This is a genomic window from Pseudomonas sp. efr-133-TYG-23 (assembly GCF_030209215.1).
Taxonomy (GTDB): Bacteria; Pseudomonadota; Gammaproteobacteria; order Pseudomonadales; family Pseudomonadaceae; genus Aquipseudomonas; species Aquipseudomonas rhodesiae.
Genome location: NZ_JARVSL010000010.1, coordinates 50,283 through 67,080 on the forward strand (window position 1 = coordinate 50,283; position 16,798 = coordinate 67,080).

Genomic DNA, 16,798 nt, shown 5'->3' on the forward strand with positions numbered 1-16,798 from the left:
CTCCCACACTTGATCCGCACCTGTCTCCAGATTGAGACATTAGCCGAATCCAATTGAAAAATATTCATATATTTCAACAAGTTAAGTAATTGGCACGCATCTCGCTATAGCCCTTCCCCACCGCGTCACCACAAAAATAACAATCCTATCTGGAGACACACCATGAGTGTGATCATTGCCCTGGCAGCCCTCGCGCTGCTGATGCTGGCTGCCTACCGTGGCTATAGCGTTATCTTGTTCGCCCCCATCGCTGCGCTAGGAGCGGTGCTGCTGACCGACCCCTCCGCCGTCGCCCCTGCCTTTACAGGGGTGTTCATGGAAAAAATGGTCGGCTTTATCAAACTGTATTTCCCGGTGTTCCTGCTCGGTGCGGTGTTCGGCAAGCTGATCGAACTGTCGGGGTTTTCCCGTTCGATCGTGGCCGCGGCGATCCGTTTGCTCGGCACGCGCCAGGCGATGCTGGTGATCGTGCTGGTCTGCGCTCTGCTCACCTACGGCGGCGTCTCGCTGTTTGTGGTGGTGTTCGCGGTATACCCGTTTGCGGCGGAGATGTTCCGCCAGAGCAATATCCCCAAGCGCCTGATCCCGGCGACCATCGCCCTGGGTGCGTTTTCGTTCACCATGGACGCCCTGCCCGGCACGCCGCAGATTCAGAACATCATCCCCAGCACCTTTTTCAACACCACCGCCTGGGCGGCGCCGTGGCTGGGGCTGATCGGCACGATTTTCGTGTTCTGCGCCGGCATGCTTTACCTGGCGCGCCAGCGCAACAAGGCCCAGCGCGCCGGTGAAGGCTACGGCACCGAACTGCGCAACGAGCCGGAAACCGCCGAGAACCTGACATTGCCCAACCCGTGGATCGCGCTGTCGCCGCTGATCCTGGTGGGGGTGATGAACCTGCTGTTCACCCACTGGATCCCGCAGTGGTACGGCAAGACCCACAGCCTTAGCCTGCCGGGCATGAGCGCGCCGGTGACCACCGAAATCGCCAAGCTCACGGCAATCTGGGCGGTGCAGGCGGCGTTGCTGGTGGGGATTATCGTGGTGCTGGTGTTCGGCTTCTCGGCGATCAAGAGCAAACTCGCCGAAGGCAGCAAAAGCGCGGTCAGCGGTGCATTGCTGGCGGCGATGAACACCGCGTCGGAATACGGCTTCGGTGCGGTCATCGCTTCGTTGCCGGGCTTTCTGGTACTGGCGGACTGGCTTAAGGGCATCCCCAACCCGTTGGTCAACGAGGCGATCACTGTGACGTTGCTGGCCGGTATCACCGGTTCCGCCTCGGGCGGCATGAGCATCGCCCTGGCGGCGATGTCCGAGAGTTTTATCGCGGCGGCCCACGCGGCCAATATCCCCCTTGAAGTGCTGCACCGGGTCGCGGCCATGGCCAGCGGTGGCATGGACACCCTGCCCCACAACGGCGCGGTGATCACCCTGCTGGCGGTCACCGGCCTGACCCACCGCGAAGCCTACAAGGACATTTTCGGCATCACGATGATCAAGACCCTTGCGGTGTTCGTGGTGATCGGTACTTTCTATGCCACTGGCATTGTGTGAGGTGAACATGACGACATTGAACGGCAAGACCGCCCTGGTCACCGGTTCCACCAGCGGCATCGGCCTGGGCATTGCACTGAGCCTGGCCAAGGCCGGCGCCAACCTGATCCTCAACGGCTTCGGCGACGCCAGTGCGGTAATCGCCCAAGTGCAAGCCTATGGCGGCCAGGTCGGCCACCATCCGGCGGACGTCAGCGACCCGGCGCAGATCGCCGACATGTTTGCCTATGCCGAGCGTGAGTTCGGCGGTGTGGACATACTGGTGAACAACGCCGGCATCCAGCATGTGGCGGCGGTAGAAGACTTCCCGGCCGAGCGCTGGAACGCCATCATCGCGATCAACCTGTCGTCGGTGTTCCACAGCACGCGCTTGGGTCTGCCGGGCATGAAGGCCAAGGGTTGGGGGCGTATCGTCAATATCGCCTCGGTGCATGGCCAGGTCGGTTCGGTGGGCAAGGCAGCTTATGTGGCGGCCAAGCATGGCGTGATCGGCCTGACCAAAGTGGTGGGCCTGGAGACCGCCACCAGCAACGTGACCTGCAACGCGATCTGCCCCGGCTGGGTGCTGACGCCGCTGGTGCAGAAGCAGATCGACGATCGCATCGCCCAAGGCGTGGACCCGCAGCAGGCGCAACACGATCTGCTGGCGGAGAAACAACCGTCGCTGGAATTCGTGACCCCGTCGCAACTGGGCGAGCTGGTGCTGTTCTTATGCAGCGAGGCCGGCGCCCAGGTGCGTGGCGCGGCGTGGAATATCGATGGGGGCTGGCTGGCCCAATAGATCAAACACAGCGAAATGCTGTCGTTTGCAAGACGTGCATAAGAACAAGAGACCCTGCTGATGTCCGAGATCCTCTGGCAACCCTCCCCGGAACGCATCCGTACGACGCGCATGGACCAGTTCCGGCGCTTTATCAATGATCGCCACGCCCTGCAGCTTAGCGACTACCCGGCCCTGCACCAGTGGAGCATCGACCAGCGCGCCGAGTTCTGGCAGGCCATCGTGGCGTTCTTCGATGTGCAGTTTCGCAGCCCGCCCAGCGCCGTACTGATCGAAGGGGATGCTATGCCCAGCGCTCAGTGGTTCCCCGGCGCGACCCTGAACTTTGCCGAGCATTTGCTGCGTCGCCGCGACCATCACCCGGCCGTGATCGCCATCGGCGAAGACGGCCAGCGCGAACAACTGACCTACGCCGAACTCACCGCTCATGTCGCCGGCCTGCAAAACAGCCTGCGAGCGGCGGGCGTTGGTTTGGGTGACCGGGTCGCGGCGTGCATGCCCAACACCTGGCAGACCCTGGTGGGTATGCTCGCCACTACCAGCCTTGGCGCGATCTGGTCGTGCTCCTCGCCGGATTTCGGCACCCAAGGCGTGATCGACCGCTTCGGCCAGATCGAACCCAAGGTGCTGATCACCTGCGCCGGTTATCGGTATGCCGGCAAAATCATCGATCAAAGCGCCAAGCTCAATGAAATCCTCGATCGCTTGCCGTCCCTGGAACAGTTGATCGTGGTGCCGTACGCACGGCCCGAGGCACGGGTCGAGGACTATCACACCCAGGCCCGCGTCACCCTGTGGCAGGACGCCTACCAACCCGGCGGCGAACCGGCGTTTGTCGCAGTGCCGTTCGATCATCCGCTGTACATCCTGTATTCCAGCGGCACCACCGGGGTGCCCAAGTGCATCATCCATGGCACCGGTGGTGTGTTGCTCACCCATCTGAAGGAACATGGCCTGCATGCCGACCTGTCCCGCGACGATTGCCTGTTCTACTACACCACCTGCGGCTGGATGATGTGGAACTGGCTAGTCTCGGTGCTGGCCCTGGGCGCCACGGCGGTGCTGTATGACGGCTCGCCGTTTCATCCGGGGCCCGAGCGCTTGATCGACTTGATCGATGCCGAACGTATCAGCGTGTTCGGCACCAGCCCCAAGTTCCTCGCCACCCTGGAAAAGGCCGGGCTGCAACCGCGTCTGAGCCATGACCTGAGCAGCCTCAAGGGCTTGATCTCCACCGGCTCGCCGTTGTCGCCCCAGAGCTACGACTACGTCTACCGCGAGATCAAGGCCGAACTGTGCCTGTCGTCGATGTCCGGCGGCACCGATATCGTCTCCTGTTTTGTGATCGGCAACCCGGTGCTGCCGGTGCGCCGTGGCGAAATGCAATGCAAGAGCCTGGCGATGGCCATCGAGGTGTGGGACGAGAAGGCCCAGCCGTTGATCGGCGAAAAAGGGGAACTGGTGTGTACCCGTCACTTCCCGGCCATGCCCATCGGCCTATGGAACGACCACGACGGGCAGAAGCTGCGCGCGTCGTATTTCGCTCAGTTTCCCGGCGTGTGGGCCCAGGGCGACTACGCCGAGGAGCGCGCCAATGGCAGCCTGCTGATCCATGGGCGCTCGGACGCGGTGCTCAACCCCGGCGGCGTGCGCATCGGCACCGCCGAGATCTATCGCCAAGTGGAGAAGGTGCCCCAGGTGCTAGAGAGCCTGGCCATCGGCCAACGCTGGCAGGACGATGTGCGGGTGGTGCTGTTTGTGCGTCTGGACGATGGCGTCGAGCTGGATGACGCGCTGCAACAGCAGATCCGCCAGGTGATCCGCGCCAACACCACGCCACGCCATGTGCCGGCGAAGATCCTCGCCGTCCATGACATTCCGCGCACCATCAGCGGCAAGATCGTCGAACTGGCGGTACGCAATGTGGTGCACGGCGAACCGGTGAAGAACACCGATGCCCTGGCCAACCCCCAAGCACTGGAGGCTTTTCGCGACCGTCCCGAACTGGCGTGAAGATGAAAGGTTTCAGCCCTGAGCAGCTGATTTGCAAGACAAAACGCCAATGCGTGCTATTTTTCCCGGGTAGTCACCCAGGGCCGACTCACGGGATAATGGGTGTTTTCATCTTTCAAGGCGTTACGCTCAGGGCTTTTTCATGAATGGAACATCCACCGGTAGCGAAGCCGCTGCATTGATCGCGCGGCTGGACTGGGCACACAGCCCGCTCGGTGAGGCCAATGACTGGCCGCAAAGCCTGCGCACAGCGGTCGACATCGTGATCAACTCTCCGATGCCGATGCTCCTGTTGTGGGGCCGCCAACTTATTCAGCTGTATAACGATGGCTTCGCCCGACTGGCGGGCAACAAGCACCCCGGCGCCATGGGCCAGCCGGCACACCAGGCTTGGCCGGAACTGGAGAGCTTCACCGCACCGATCTACAACGCCGTGCTGGAGGGGCAGGTGCGCACCTTCAGCGAGCAGCGCTTTGTGCTGCAGCGCAACCAGCGCGATACCGAGATCTGGCTGGACCTCACCTACAGCCCCATCCGCGACGAAAGCGGCGAGGTCGCTGGCATCCTGGTCACCGCCATCGAAACCAACGAGCGGCGCAGCAAAGCCCTGGAGCTGCAACAGCGCTCCGAGGCCAGCCTCAAGGCCCAACACAACAGCGAGGAACGCCTGCAACTGGCCCTGGCCGCCACCGACGCGGTGGGCACCTGGGATTGGGACATCGGCGAAGACCATTTCATCGCCGACGCCCACTTCGCCTACCTGCACGGCGTCGATCCGGCGGACGCCGGCCTGTTGCCCATCAGCGATTACCTGCAAGGCGTACACCCCGAAGACCGTGGCACGGTGACGCGCAGTATCAAGTATTGCATCACCAACGGCACCGAATACGCCGAGGAATACCGCCTGTTGCAGCCCGATGGCGAGGTGCGCTGGGTGTTCGCCCGCGGCCGCTGCTACAAGGATCAACAGGGCCGTCCGGCGCGCTTCCTCGGCGCGGCGCTGGACCTGACCGAACGCAAGCACACCGAACAGGCCCTACGCCAGAGCCAGACCGAGTTGCAGCTGATCATCAATGCCATGCCAGTGCTGATCGGTTATGTGGACCACGACGAGCGCTTTCGCCTGAACAACAGCGCGTATCTGGAGTGGTACGGCAAGACGCCCGAGGAACTGTACGGAAAAACCATCCGCGAAGTGCTCGGCGAGGAGGTGTACGCCGGGCGCGCGGACAAAATCGCCGCCGCGCTCAAGGGCAAGGCCTGTAGCTTCCTCACCGTTACGCCGCACCGCGATGGGCGGCCGCGGCACGCACTGATGAAGTACCTGCCACGCTTCAGCAACGACGGTTCGGTCAATGGTTTCTACATCTTTGTGATCGACGAGACCGAACGCAAACTCACCGAGGAGGCCTTGCGCCACCTCAACGAAAACCTCGAAGAACGGGTGGCCCAGCGCACCCAGGCCCTGGCCGAGGCCAACCAGCGCCTGCAAAACGAAATGTACGAACGTGAACGTGCCGAAGACGCCCTGCGCCATGCGCAAAAAATGGAAGCGGTGGGCCAGCTCACCGGTGGCATCGCCCACGACTTCAACAATATGCTCACCGGCATTATCGGCAGTCTGGACCTGATGCAGCGCTATATCGCCGCCGGGCGCAGCGATGAAATCGGCCGTTTTACCGACGCCGCCGTGGCCTCCGCCCATCGCGCCGCCGCCCTCACCCACCGGCTGCTGGCGTTCTCGCGCCGCCAGTCGCTGGACCGCCGCCCGCTGGACCCGAACCAATTGGTGGCATCCCTGGAAGACCTGTTTCGCCGTACCAAGGGTGCGCACATCACCCTCAAAGTGAAGCTGGGCCAGGACATCTGGCCGGTCAACACCGACGCCAGCCAGTTGGAAAACGCCCTGCTCAACCTGGTGATCAATGCCCGTGATGCCATGCCCGATGGCGGCGAGCTACTGATCGAAACCGCCAACAGCTACCTGGACGGCACCGACATCACCACCCTCGAACCGGTCAAGGCCGGCGATTACGTGATGCTCGGGGTGTGCGACAACGGCACCGGCATGGCGCCGAAAATACTCGCCAAGGCGTTCGACCCGTTCTTTACCACCAAACCCATCGGCCAGGGCACCGGCCTGGGGCTGTCGATGATCTACGGCTTTGCCCAACAGTCCGGCGGCCATGTGACCATCCAGAGCGCGCCGGGCCAGGGCACCTGTGTGCGCCTGTACCTGCCGCGCCTGCACGGCACGTCCCTGGAAAGCAGCCTGCCGGCCAGCCTCGGTGAAGCGCCGGTGGCTTTGGCGGGCGAAGCGGTGGTGGTGGTCGAGGATGACCTGGCGGTGCGCATGCTGGTGGTGAACCTGCTGGACGAATTGGGCTACACCGCGCACCAGGCGGCGGACGCCCGGACCGCCTTGCCGTTGCTGGAATCGGACCTGCGTGTGGACCTGCTGGTGACCGACGTCGGCCTGCCGGGCATGAACGGCCGGCAACTGGCGGAAATCGCCCGCCAGCACCGTCCGGGCCTCAAGGTGCTGTTTATGACGGGCTACGCCGAAACGGCTGCCGAGCGCCAAGGGTTTCTGGAGGATGGCATGGACATGGTGGCCAAGCCGTTTTCCATCGACCTGCTGGCCACCAAAATCCGCGGCATGATCGGCGTCGACGAAGGACTTCAGGCATAATCGCGCGCCGTCGCACACCTGGTAGAGATCAATGAAAGCCCAAGCCCGTCATATCCTGGTGAAAACCAGCGAAGAAGCCGAACAACTCAAGCAGCGCATTGCCAAGGGCGAAGCCTTTGATGTGCTGGCCAAGAAGTACTCCACCTGCCCGTCGGGCAAACGTGGCGGCGATTTGGGCGAGATCCGGCCGGGGCAGATGGTGGGGGCGATCGACGCAGTGATTTTCAAGAAGCCGCTGCGGGTGGTGCATGGGCCGATCAAGAGCAAGTTTGGGTATCACTTGGTGCAGGTGTTTTATCGCGATTGAGGGATGCCTTTAGGGTCCTATCGGGGCAAGCCCTCTCCTACATATATCTGGAGCAATGCAATCGACTGTGGGTGGGGGCTTGCCCCCGATCCGCCGAAGGCGCCCATTCACCCCTGGGGAATCAATGCCCCCGGCACCTGAATCACCCGACTGGCCAGACGATGTCCAGCCAATGCCGCCGCCTCGGGTGAACCACCTTGGAGCCGGCTGGCCAGATACGCGGCGCTGAACGAGTCCCCCGCCGCCGTGGTATCCACCACCTTATCGACCTTTAACGCCGGTACAGAAAACCGCTCGCCGTTGCAGCGGATCAGGCACGCATCTGCGCCACGCTTGAGCACCACCTCGGCGATGCCTGGATAGGCCGCGAACACCTGCTCGGCGTCCTCATAACCAAACAATGCGCGCTCGTCATCTTCGGTGAGCAAGGCGATATCCACTTCGGCCAGCACCGCGTGATACGCCGCGCGGGCCGCTTCCACGCGGGGCCACAGGCGTGGGCGATAGTTGTTGTCGAACACTACCCGGCCACCACGGCGGCGGGTTTCGATCAGGGCTTGCAGCAGGCGCGCGCGGCCGATTTCGCCCAGGACAGCCAGGGTGATACCGCTGAAATACACCATGTCGTAGCCCGGCAGCGCCGCCAGAACGGGCTCGGCGGCAGGCGTGGTAAAGCAGTCGCGCACGGCGGCTTCGTTGCGCCAATACAGAAATTTGCGCTCGCCTTGGGCGTCGGTCTGGATGCAATACAAACCCGGCAAACGCCCCGGCAAGCGTTGCACCAGGCCCAGGCCGAGACCTTCGTCGGCCCATTGCTTGCACATCGCATCGCTGAAGCTGTCATCGCCCAGGGCGGTGACGTAGTCGACGCTGCCACCAGCGCCCAGCTCACGGCGCAGGTACACCGCGGTGTTGAGGGTGTCGCCGCCGAAGCTCTGGTGCAGGCTGCCGTCGGCGCGATGTTGCAGTTCGATCATGCATTCGCCGATCAGGGCGATGCGTGGGGTTGTGTTCATGCCTGAGTCTCTGGTGTGGCTGAGGGCCCTATCGGGGGCAAGCCCCCTCCCACATGGGAACGCATTTCAACAGGTGGGTGGGGCTTGCCCCCGATAGGGGCGGCGCGGGTTAGAAGCAGGTGTGCAAGGATTCGATCACTTGCAATTGCTCATCCACCAGGCAGCCGACGTGCCATTTGTCGAAGGTCAGGCACGGGTGCGAGGTGCCGAAGGAAATGATGTCGCCGATGCGCAGCTCCACGCCCGGCGCCACGGTCATAAAGGCGTGCTGATCCATGACGGCGGTGACGACGCAGGCGCTCACGTCATCGCCTTCAGCCGGCAGCACACCGGCCTTGTAGCGCTTGAGCGGCACCGGCAGGCCGGCATCGTAGGCCACGTCACGCTTGCCCAGGGCGATCACCGCAAACCCCGGCTCCGGCAGGGATTGCACGTGGGCCCAGACTTCCAAGGCTGGGCGCAGGCCCTCGTTGAGATCGCTGCGACGGTCGAGCACGCAGCATTGCGCGTCTTTGTAGATGCCATGGTCGTGGGCCACGTAGCTGCCGGGGCGCAATACGCTGAGAAAGCGTCCGGCGGCGTTCTGCGCTTCGAACGACTCGGCAATCAGGTCGTACCAGGCCGACCCCGAAGCGGTGACGATGGGCTTGGCCAGATCGAACGCGCCGCTGTCTTGCAGCTCCATCGCCAGGCGCACCAGGCTCGCAGCGAAATCGCGGATACCGCGGATGGCGTGTTCGCCGTGGATCACCCCTTCGTAGCCTTCGATACCCGTCAGGGCCAGGGCCGGCTGCGCTTTGATCGCCTTGGCCAGTTCGCGCACTTCCTGCTCGCTGCGGCACCCGCAACGGCCGCCGACCACACCGTATTCGATCATCACGTTCAGGCGCAGGCCGCGGGCAGCGAAAAACAACCCGAGGTCGGCGACGTTATCCGGGTGATCGACCATGCAATGAAAATCGAAATCCTGATCGGCCAACAGGTCAGCGATCAGCGCCATATTCGGCGCGCCCACCAACTGGTTGGCCATCAATACGCGGCGCACGCCACCGGCATAAGCAGCACGGGTCTGCACTGCGCTGGCCAGGGTAATGCCCCATGCGCCCTGCTCGATCTGCCGTTTGAACAGCGCCGGCATCATGCTGGTCTTGCCATGGGGCGCCAGCTCGGCGCCGCTGTTGCTGACAAACGTCTGCATCCAGCGAATGTTGTGTTCCAGGGCGTCACGGTGCAGCACCAGGGCCGGCAGGCTGACGTCGCGGACCAAGTGGGCGCCGATGGCGGCAGCGCCTTTTTCGACGGCGTTGAGGGCAGGCATAAGGAGTTCCTATTCGTTGATGCGACGGGCCAGGTTGTTGGCGCTGTCGATCAGCACCCGGCGATAGTCGCTGTAGTTGTTGAGGGCGTCGGCCCGGGGCGCGACGATGCACAGGGTCGCGATGCTGACCCCTTGGGCATCCCGCACCGGGGCGGCGAAGCAATGGGTGAAGGTGTCGGCCACGCTGTCGAACGAGAAAAAACCGTCGAGGCTGGCTTGACGAATCTGCGCCAGGAAAGTCTCCAGCGGCAGGCGCTGGCCGTCCGGCAGGATGAAATCTTCGGGGTCGATCAGGTCGACAATCTGCTGATCGCTCAAGTGCCCCAGTAGCAGACGCCCGGAGGCGGTCCAGGGGATGGGCGCGTTTTCGCCGATATCCGAGGAAATACGGAAATGCCGCTCACCTTCGCGCATCAGCGCCACGGTGTATTTGCGCCCGTTGAGCAGGCACATCTGGGCGGTTTCGTGGGTCTGGCTGACGATTTCCTGCAAGGCATGGTCGGCCTCGCGGGTCAGGTCGAAATGGCGCAGGTGCGCCTGACCGAGAAAGTACAGTTGGCGGCCGAGGTAGACGTGGCCGTCCTTGCCCACCGTTTCCAGGATGCGCCGTTCCAATAACGAAGCGACCAGTTCATAGACCGTGGACTTGGGGCTGCCGATGCCGCTGGCTATATCGTTCGGGCGCAGCGGTTGGCCGATTTCCTTGAGAAAATCGAGGATATCGAACGCTCGGTCCAGGCCTTTGGCGCGGCGTTTGATGGTGTCTTCGGTCATGATGGTTTTCGGTCCGGTCGAATGTGGGGGGAGCCAATCCCTCCCACATGGGTTCTGTATGGAAGTCGAAGCATTTAGCCTTTTTTCTTGTAGGCCACGCAATCGATCTCGACCTTGCAATCGACCATCATGTTGGCCTGCACACAGGCCCGCGCCGGGGCGTGTTCCGGGGTGAAGTATTCGCCGAAGACTTTGTTGAAACTCCAGAAGTCCCGCGGGTCTTCCAGCCATACGCCGACCCGTACGACGTCTTTCAATTCATAGCCGGCCTCTTCCAGAATCGCCACAACGTTGCGCAGGGTCTGGTGGGTTTGCTCGACAATGCCGCCGGTGATGATTTCGCCGTCCACAGCCGGCACCTGGCCTGACACGTATAACCATCCATCCGCCTCCACGGCACGCGCGAAAGGCCGAGGCTGGCCACCGCCGGCAGTGCTGCCGGCTCCGTAACGAGTGATGCTCATAACAATGTGCTCCTGATTAAAAACGAATGTTCTTCAAAAATTCCGCCAGGCGCGGCGATTGTGGACGTTCGAAGATGTCCTTCGACGAACCCTGCTCCTCAATACGCCCCTGGTTCATAAACACGATCTGGTCGGACACTTCATAGGCAAAACGCATTTCATGGGTGACCAGCAACATGGTCATGCCCTCTTCCGCCAGGCCCTTGATCACACTGAGCACTTCGCCCACCAGTTCCGGGTCGAGGGCTGAGGTGACTTCGTCGAACAGCATCAGGCTGGGGTTCATCGCAATCGCACGGGCAATCGCCACACGCTGTTGCTGGCCGCCGGACAACTGGCCGGGGAAGTGATTGCGCCGCTCTAAAAGTCCTACACGCTCCAGCCATTTTTCCGCGAGAGCAACGGCTTGGTCCTTAGGCATTTTCTTAACTTTCAATAAGCCCAAGGTGACGTTCTGCAACGCGGTCAAATGCGGGAACAGGTTGAACTGCTGGAACGCCATGCCGGTCATCGCCCGGTGCTGGGCAATCACACGCTCCGGGTGACGCACGCGCTTGCCGCCGACGTCGCTGTAGCCGATCGATTCGCCGTCCAGGGTGATCTGGCCGCCCTGGAACTCCTCCAGCAAATTGACACACCGCAGCAGCGTGGTCTTGCCCGAACCGCTGGAGCCGATCAAGGTCACCACATTACCGCGCTGCATCGACAGGTCGACGCCCTTGAGCACTTCTACATCGCCGTACTGTTTGCGCAGGCCGCGAATATTCAGCAGCGGTTCGGTTGTGTGAGATTGGTTCATGGCAAGGCCACCCGCTTTTCAATGTAGCGCCCGAATAACTCGATGGCGTAGTTGATGACAAAGAACAAAAACCCGGCGAACAGGTAGAACTCCAGGGTCATGAAGGTGCGCGCGATCACCTGCTGAGTGCTCAGTAGCAATTCGGCCACGCCGATCACCGACAGCAAGGTCGAGGCCTTGACGATTTCCGTGGAGGAATTGACCCAGGTCGGTAGGATCTGACGCAATGCCTGAGGTAACAGCACGTAGCCCAGGGACTGTCGGAACGTCAGACCGATCGCCTTGCCCGCTTCCAGTTGCCCACGGGGAATGGCTTGCAGTGCGCCGCGTACGATTTCCGACACATGGGAGCCACAGAACAACGTCAGCCCGACCGCGCCGGCCTGGAATGCGCTGATCTGCCAGCCGAGCGCCGGCAGCATGTAGAAGCACGCCAGCACCAGCACGAACACCGGCGTGCCACGGATCAGGTCGACATACAGGCGAAACGGTGCACGCATCCAGAACTTGCCATAGGTCAGTATCAACCCGGCGACGATACCGATCAGCGTGCCGAAAAGAATGGCCAGCGCCGACACATAAACACTGGCCTGAAACCCCGCCCACAGGGTGTCTCGGGCGATCCACAACTCGTGCAGCCAGCTGGGAGATTCGTACATGGGGAACCCTCCTTAACGACGGATCGCCAGACGTTGTTCCAGGTAACGGAGCAACAGGGCAATGAGGTAACAGGCGGCCACGTAGAGCGCGGTCGTGACCAGCCAGGTTTCAATCACCCGGTAGCTTTCGACGTTGATCTTGCGGGCGTAATAGGTCAGTTCCGGTACGGCGATCGCGGCGGCCAGGGAGGTGTCCTTGAACAGCGAGATAAAATTGTTCGACAGCGCCGGCAGCACGTTGCGCAGCATCACGGGCACGGTGATATAGGCGCGGATGCGCCACTCGCCCAGGCCGATGGCCAGGCCGGCTTCGCGCAAGCCCTTGGGAATATTCAACAGCCCGGCACGGAACACTTCGGTCAGATACGCCCCGGCGTAAAGCGACAAGGTGATGATGAACGAAGGGATTTTATCCAGACGAATGCCCAGGCTGGGCAAGGCAAAGTAGATCAACAGGATCAACACCAGAATCGGTGTGTTACGCACCACCGTCACGTACACCGACGCCAGGATGCGCAAGGCGCGGTGCCTGGACAGCATGGCAAACGCCATCAGCAGGCCGATCACGCAGCCGATGGCGATCGACAGCAATGCCAGTTGCATACCCAACCCGAGCCCCGCCAGCAAGGTGTCGAAATCGCGCCAGACGGCGGCAAAGTTCAACTGATAATTCATGGTCAACGCTACCTGAGAGGGGCGCCGGTGGCGGCGCCCCGGTTTTCAAACGTCACTTGAACTCGACAGGAAAGCCAATCGCCGGCTCCGGCAGGTCCACGCCGAACCATTGCTTGAAGGAGGCTTTGTAGGTGGGGAATTCCACACCGGTCATGGCTTCATGCAGTGCCGTGTTGACGAAGTTCAGCCAGTCCTGATCGCCGCGTTTGACCGCGCAGGCATAGGTCTGCGGACTCCAAGCGTAGGCCGGGCTGCGGTAGCGGCCGGGGTTTTGCACCATCAGGTATTTGACCGAGGACTGGTCGGTGGCGGCGGCGTCCGCGCGCCCGGAGTTCACGGCCTGGTACATCAGGTCAACGCTGTCGTATTGATCGACCTTGGCCTTGGGCAGCGCCTGGTGCACCAACTCTTCGGCGTACACGTTCTGCAGCACGGCGACGGTAACGCCATCGCCAGCGGCCTGCAGGTCGTCGATTTCCTTGTACTTGCTGTTGTTCGGCAGCAGTAGGCCCACACCTTCACGGTAGTAAGGCAAGGTAAACGCCACCTGTTGCGCGCGGCTGGCGGTCACGGTGATGAACTGGCAACTCATGTCGACCTTGTCGGTCAGCAGGTTGGGAATCCGTGCGTCGGAAGATTGCACCACGAACTCGACCTTGCTCGGATCATTGAACAGACCTTTGGCCACGATGCGACCGATATCAATATCGAACCCTTGCAACTTGCCATCCGCTCCCTGGAAGTGCCACGGCGCATTGGTACTGCCTGTACCCACGATCAGATGCCCACGCTTGAGCACATCATCGAGCTTGCTGCCCGCCGCCTGCACAACGCTGGCGACGGAAGCCGATGCGGCGAAGAGAAAAACACACGCTTTGAACACGGAAGGTCGGTGATGCATGACAAGCACTCCAGAGGTTGTGTATTCCGCTATACCGGAACTTAGTATGTAACAACGGAATAGACAGCAGAAAGTGTGCCATAGGCGAAGGCGAAAACATACGCTGAAGGGAAATACCATGCAGATCAGTCACATAGCTCTGCAGCGTTATGCGGCGATGAGCCAGCATTTGCAGCTGGAGTGCTACCCGGGGCCCCAGGTTGGGTGAGAACGCCTCAATTGAGGGCGTTGCTGGGCGTGGAAAAATGGGCCTGGGGGGCTAGGCTGGGAAGGGGGTGGGGGCTGCTAAGGATGAGGGAGTGGTGATGAAGGTAAGGATTATAGGTCTGGTGGTTTTTGCGTTGGTGGCCGGGAATGCGTTGGGCAGCGAGGATCGTCGCGCGTGCAAGGAGGAGTTGGCCAGACTCAAGGAGTCTTTCGATGCCAATTACACCAGTCAGAACCATCACGATTATCGTCGCGCCAAGGCCTCTCGCGATAACGAGGAATACAGGAAGTGCGCCAACCAGGCACGCAAGGCGCGGGAACGCGCGGAACGGGAGGCTGACCTGTAAAGGTTGACAGTAGACGCGGGAGCGGGCCCGGCTTAGCGTTGGCGAAAACCAGCTCTGTCCAAGAGGTTCACGCCATGGGGTACGCCACCGCAACTATTGCCAATGCCCAGGAATATCAACGGATATTGAACACCAAGCGTCCGGTATTCATTCTATTTGTCTCTGAGCATTGCCCAGCCTGCGTTAAGGCCGGGCCGCTGTTTGACCGAATTGCCCGACAGTACCCGCGCGTGCGCAGCCTCGTGGTGGATTGCGCGAAGACGCCAAGGCACCCTGATGTAACAGGCACCCCGACGTTGCTGATCTATATGCGCGGTACCTTGATGGAGAAACTCAAGGGCTTCGGGCCCGAGCCCCAGCAACTCAGCGTCGTGCGCAGGACCTTTAAACACTACTCACGCCGCAAGGTTGCAAAACCACTTGCGTCACCCGCCGCTCTTCTACCGCCACCACCGTCAGACGCCACCCTTCATGCTCCAGGCAGTCGCCCACCACGGGTAGACGATCGAGCAGGCTCATCACCAGTCCCGCCAAGGTTTGGTAATCATCGGTAGCGACCGCGTTGAAGCCGATGCGCTGGCGAACCTGGTGGAGGTTCAGCGCGCCATTGGCGCGAAAGCCTGCGCTTTCCTCGACAATATCCGGCCCTTCAATTTCGCTGGCGTCCGGCAGTTCGCCAGCGATGGACTCAAGAATGTCGGTCATGCTCAGCACCCCCATAAAATCGCCGAATTCGTTGATCACAAAGGCGATATGGGTCGACTGCTGGCGCATTTGCTCCAGCGCGTTGAGGATCGAAAAACTGTCCAACAGGTTGATCGCCCGGCGCGCCAAGTGCTCCAGGTTCGGCTCATTACCGGCCAGGTATTCCTTGAGCAATTCCTTTTTGTGTATGAAGCCTAAGGGCTCATCAACGGCACCGTTGCGGATTAACGGCAGCCGCGAGTAGGACGAATGCATCAGTTTCAGGCGAATCGTCTCGAGATCGTCCGCCAGGTCGATAAAGTCGACCTTGGCCCTCGGCGTCATCAAGCTGCGGATCGGTCGCTCGGCCAGTTGCAGCACGCCGCTGATCATCACCCGCTCACGTCGGTCAAACAGCGGGCCTTGCGCTGCATCGGGCTCGCCCAGCAGATCGACCACCTCTTCACCCACCTCTTCAACCGCCAGGCTGCGTCCGCCCAACAGGCGCATGACCGCATGGGCAGTGCGCTCACGCACCGGCAGCACGCCTTGGGCCGACTTCTTGCGACGGGCACGGGCAACCTGGTTGAACACCTCGATCAAAATCGAGAAACCGATGGCCGCATACAGGTAGCCCTTCGGAATATGGAAGCCCAGGCCTTCGGCGGTCAGGGCAAAGCCGATCATCATCAGGAAGCCCAGACACAGCATGATCACCGTAGGGTGAGCGTTGACGAAGCGAGTCAACGGCTTGCTCGCGACAATCATCAACCCGATGGAAATGATCACCGCGATCATCATCACCGCCAGTTCGTCCACCATGCCCACGGCGGTAATCACCGCGTCCAGGGAGAACACCGCATCGAGCACGACGATCTGCGCCACAATCGGCCAGAACAGTGCGTATGCCGCGGTACCCGAACGTTGCGCCACGTGCCCCTCAAGGCGTTCATGCAATTCCATGGTGGCCTTGAACAGCAGGAACACGCCGCCGAACAGCATGATCAAGTCACGGCCCGAGAAGCTCTTGTCGAACACCTCGAACAGCGGCTGGGTCAGCGTCACCAGCCAGGAAATACTCGCCAGCAGGCCCAGGCGCATCAGCAAGGCCAGGGACAAACCGATCAACCGCGCTCGATCACGCTGCTCCGGCGGCAGCTTATCCGCCAAAATCGCAATAAACACCAGGTTGTCGATACCCAGTACCAGTTCCAGCACAATCAAAGTCAACAAGCCGAGCCAGGCCGTTGGATCCGCTAACCATTCCATTTATAAAGTCTCTTGGTTGAATTCAGAATGCCGGACACGGCAACGCGCGGTCGTAGGACCGGCACAAGATCAGCAATCGAAAAACGGGATGTTTCAGCGGGAACGGCAGCAATAAACGTCTTGGGGAAAGACGACTGGGGGGCTCCGAGAGGGTATTCATGCAAGTCCTGCAATGAGAAAAGGACTTAAATCCTACATTCGAAACATGAATTTCCCACAACGCAAAATCATTACAAAATCTGTATCCGAGGTGTAAACCCTGTGAGAGGCGGGCTTTCCCCGATGGCCGCTCTTCAAGTTCGCATAGGTTGATTGATACACCGCTATCGGGGCATAGG

At 61.3% G+C, this 16,798-nt stretch carries 15 protein-coding genes and 1 pseudogene; 7 read left to right on the forward strand and 9 right to left on the reverse strand.

The genetic code is table 11. The features are described 5' to 3' along the window. Positions 1–162: 162 nt before the first annotated feature. The 5 genes from QRN41_RS06370 (at position 163) to QRN41_RS06390 (ending at position 7,347) form a co-directional block, all read left to right on the forward strand. Positions 163–1,554 carry a GntP family permease gene (locus QRN41_RS06370; RefSeq protein WP_034113959.1) on the forward strand — a complete coding sequence of 464 codons (1,392 nt, stop codon included), beginning with the start codon at positions 163–165 and terminating at the stop codon, positions 1,552–1,554. A 7-nt stretch (positions 1,555–1,561) separates the two neighbouring features. Beyond that, positions 1,562–2,335 carry a 3-hydroxybutyrate dehydrogenase gene (locus tag QRN41_RS06375; protein ID WP_285421335.1) on the forward strand — a complete coding sequence of 258 codons (774 nt, stop codon included), beginning with the start codon at positions 1,562–1,564 and terminating at the stop codon, positions 2,333–2,335. A gap of 60 nt (positions 2,336–2,395) precedes the next feature. Then, positions 2,396–4,348, forward strand: coding sequence for an acetoacetate--CoA ligase (locus QRN41_RS06380; RefSeq protein WP_285421336.1), 1,953 nt, complete (start codon positions 2,396–2,398; stop codon positions 4,346–4,348). 142 nt (positions 4,349–4,490) lie between these two features. Continuing rightward, positions 4,491–7,040: a PAS domain-containing hybrid sensor histidine kinase/response regulator gene (locus QRN41_RS06385; RefSeq protein ID WP_285421337.1), complete on the forward strand. Its 2,550-nt coding sequence runs from the start codon at positions 4,491–4,493 to the stop codon at positions 7,038–7,040. A gap of 31 nt (positions 7,041–7,071) precedes the next feature. Next, positions 7,072–7,347 carry a peptidylprolyl isomerase gene (locus tag QRN41_RS06390; protein WP_034098324.1) on the forward strand — a complete coding sequence of 92 codons (276 nt, stop codon included), beginning with the start codon at positions 7,072–7,074 and terminating at the stop codon, positions 7,345–7,347. A gap of 107 nt (positions 7,348–7,454) precedes the next feature. On the opposite strand, the gene QRN41_RS06395 is transcribed toward QRN41_RS06390, so the two are convergent. From QRN41_RS06395 to QRN41_RS06430, 8 genes are all read right to left on the reverse strand, one after another. Further along, positions 7,455–8,363 carry a sugar kinase gene (locus QRN41_RS06395; RefSeq protein WP_285421338.1) on the reverse strand — a complete coding sequence of 303 codons (909 nt, stop codon included), beginning with the start codon at positions 8,361–8,363 and terminating at the stop codon, positions 7,455–7,457. Between the two features lie 109 nt (positions 8,364–8,472). After that, positions 8,473–9,681, reverse strand: coding sequence for an amino acid deaminase (locus tag QRN41_RS06400; RefSeq protein ID WP_285421339.1), 1,209 nt, complete (start codon positions 9,679–9,681; stop codon positions 8,473–8,475). A 9-nt stretch (positions 9,682–9,690) separates the two neighbouring features. Beyond that, the gene (locus QRN41_RS06405; RefSeq protein ID WP_034098328.1) at positions 9,691–10,455 is read right to left on the reverse strand and encodes an IclR family transcriptional regulator; all 765 of its coding nucleotides are present in this window, start codon (positions 10,453–10,455) and stop codon (positions 9,691–9,693) included. A 74-nt stretch (positions 10,456–10,529) separates the two neighbouring features. Continuing rightward, on the reverse strand, positions 10,530–10,919 hold the full coding sequence (locus QRN41_RS06410) for a RidA family protein (RefSeq protein WP_034138403.1): 390 nt from the start codon (positions 10,917–10,919) through the stop codon (positions 10,530–10,532). Between the two features lie 16 nt (positions 10,920–10,935). Continuing rightward, positions 10,936–11,718, reverse strand: coding sequence for an amino acid ABC transporter ATP-binding protein (locus tag QRN41_RS06415; protein ID WP_123479967.1), 783 nt, complete (start codon positions 11,716–11,718; stop codon positions 10,936–10,938). Continuing rightward, positions 11,715–12,377 (reverse strand): amino acid ABC transporter permease, encoded by a 663-nt coding sequence (locus tag QRN41_RS06420; RefSeq protein WP_034098332.1) that lies wholly within the window; start codon positions 12,375–12,377, stop codon positions 11,715–11,717. The genes QRN41_RS06415 and QRN41_RS06420 overlap by 4 nt, the downstream gene beginning before the upstream one ends. Before the next feature lie 12 nt (positions 12,378–12,389). Beyond that, complete coding sequence (locus QRN41_RS06425; RefSeq protein ID WP_285421340.1) at positions 12,390–13,052, reverse strand: amino acid ABC transporter permease; 663 nt, start codon at positions 13,050–13,052, stop codon at positions 12,390–12,392. 52 nt (positions 13,053–13,104) lie between these two features. Then, positions 13,105–13,953, reverse strand: coding sequence for a transporter substrate-binding protein (locus QRN41_RS06430; protein ID WP_285421341.1), 849 nt, complete (start codon positions 13,951–13,953; stop codon positions 13,105–13,107). A gap of 305 nt (positions 13,954–14,258) precedes the next feature. Between QRN41_RS06430 and QRN41_RS06435 the strand changes: the two genes are divergently transcribed. Both QRN41_RS06435 and QRN41_RS06440 read left to right on the forward strand, forming a co-directional pair. Beyond that, on the forward strand, positions 14,259–14,507 hold the full coding sequence (locus tag QRN41_RS06435) for a hypothetical protein (protein ID WP_094066721.1): 249 nt from the start codon (positions 14,259–14,261) through the stop codon (positions 14,505–14,507). Positions 14,508–14,581: 74 nt separating this feature from the next. After that, positions 14,582–14,839 (forward strand): annotated as a pseudogene (locus QRN41_RS06440) (thioredoxin family protein); the annotation flags it as partial. Positions 14,840–14,891: 52 nt separating this feature from the next. Here the strand turns inward: QRN41_RS06440 and QRN41_RS06445 are convergent. Then, positions 14,892–16,460 carry a TerC family protein gene (locus QRN41_RS06445; protein WP_285421342.1) on the reverse strand — a complete coding sequence of 523 codons (1,569 nt, stop codon included), beginning with the start codon at positions 16,458–16,460 and terminating at the stop codon, positions 14,892–14,894. Positions 16,461–16,798: the final 338 nt, after the last annotated feature.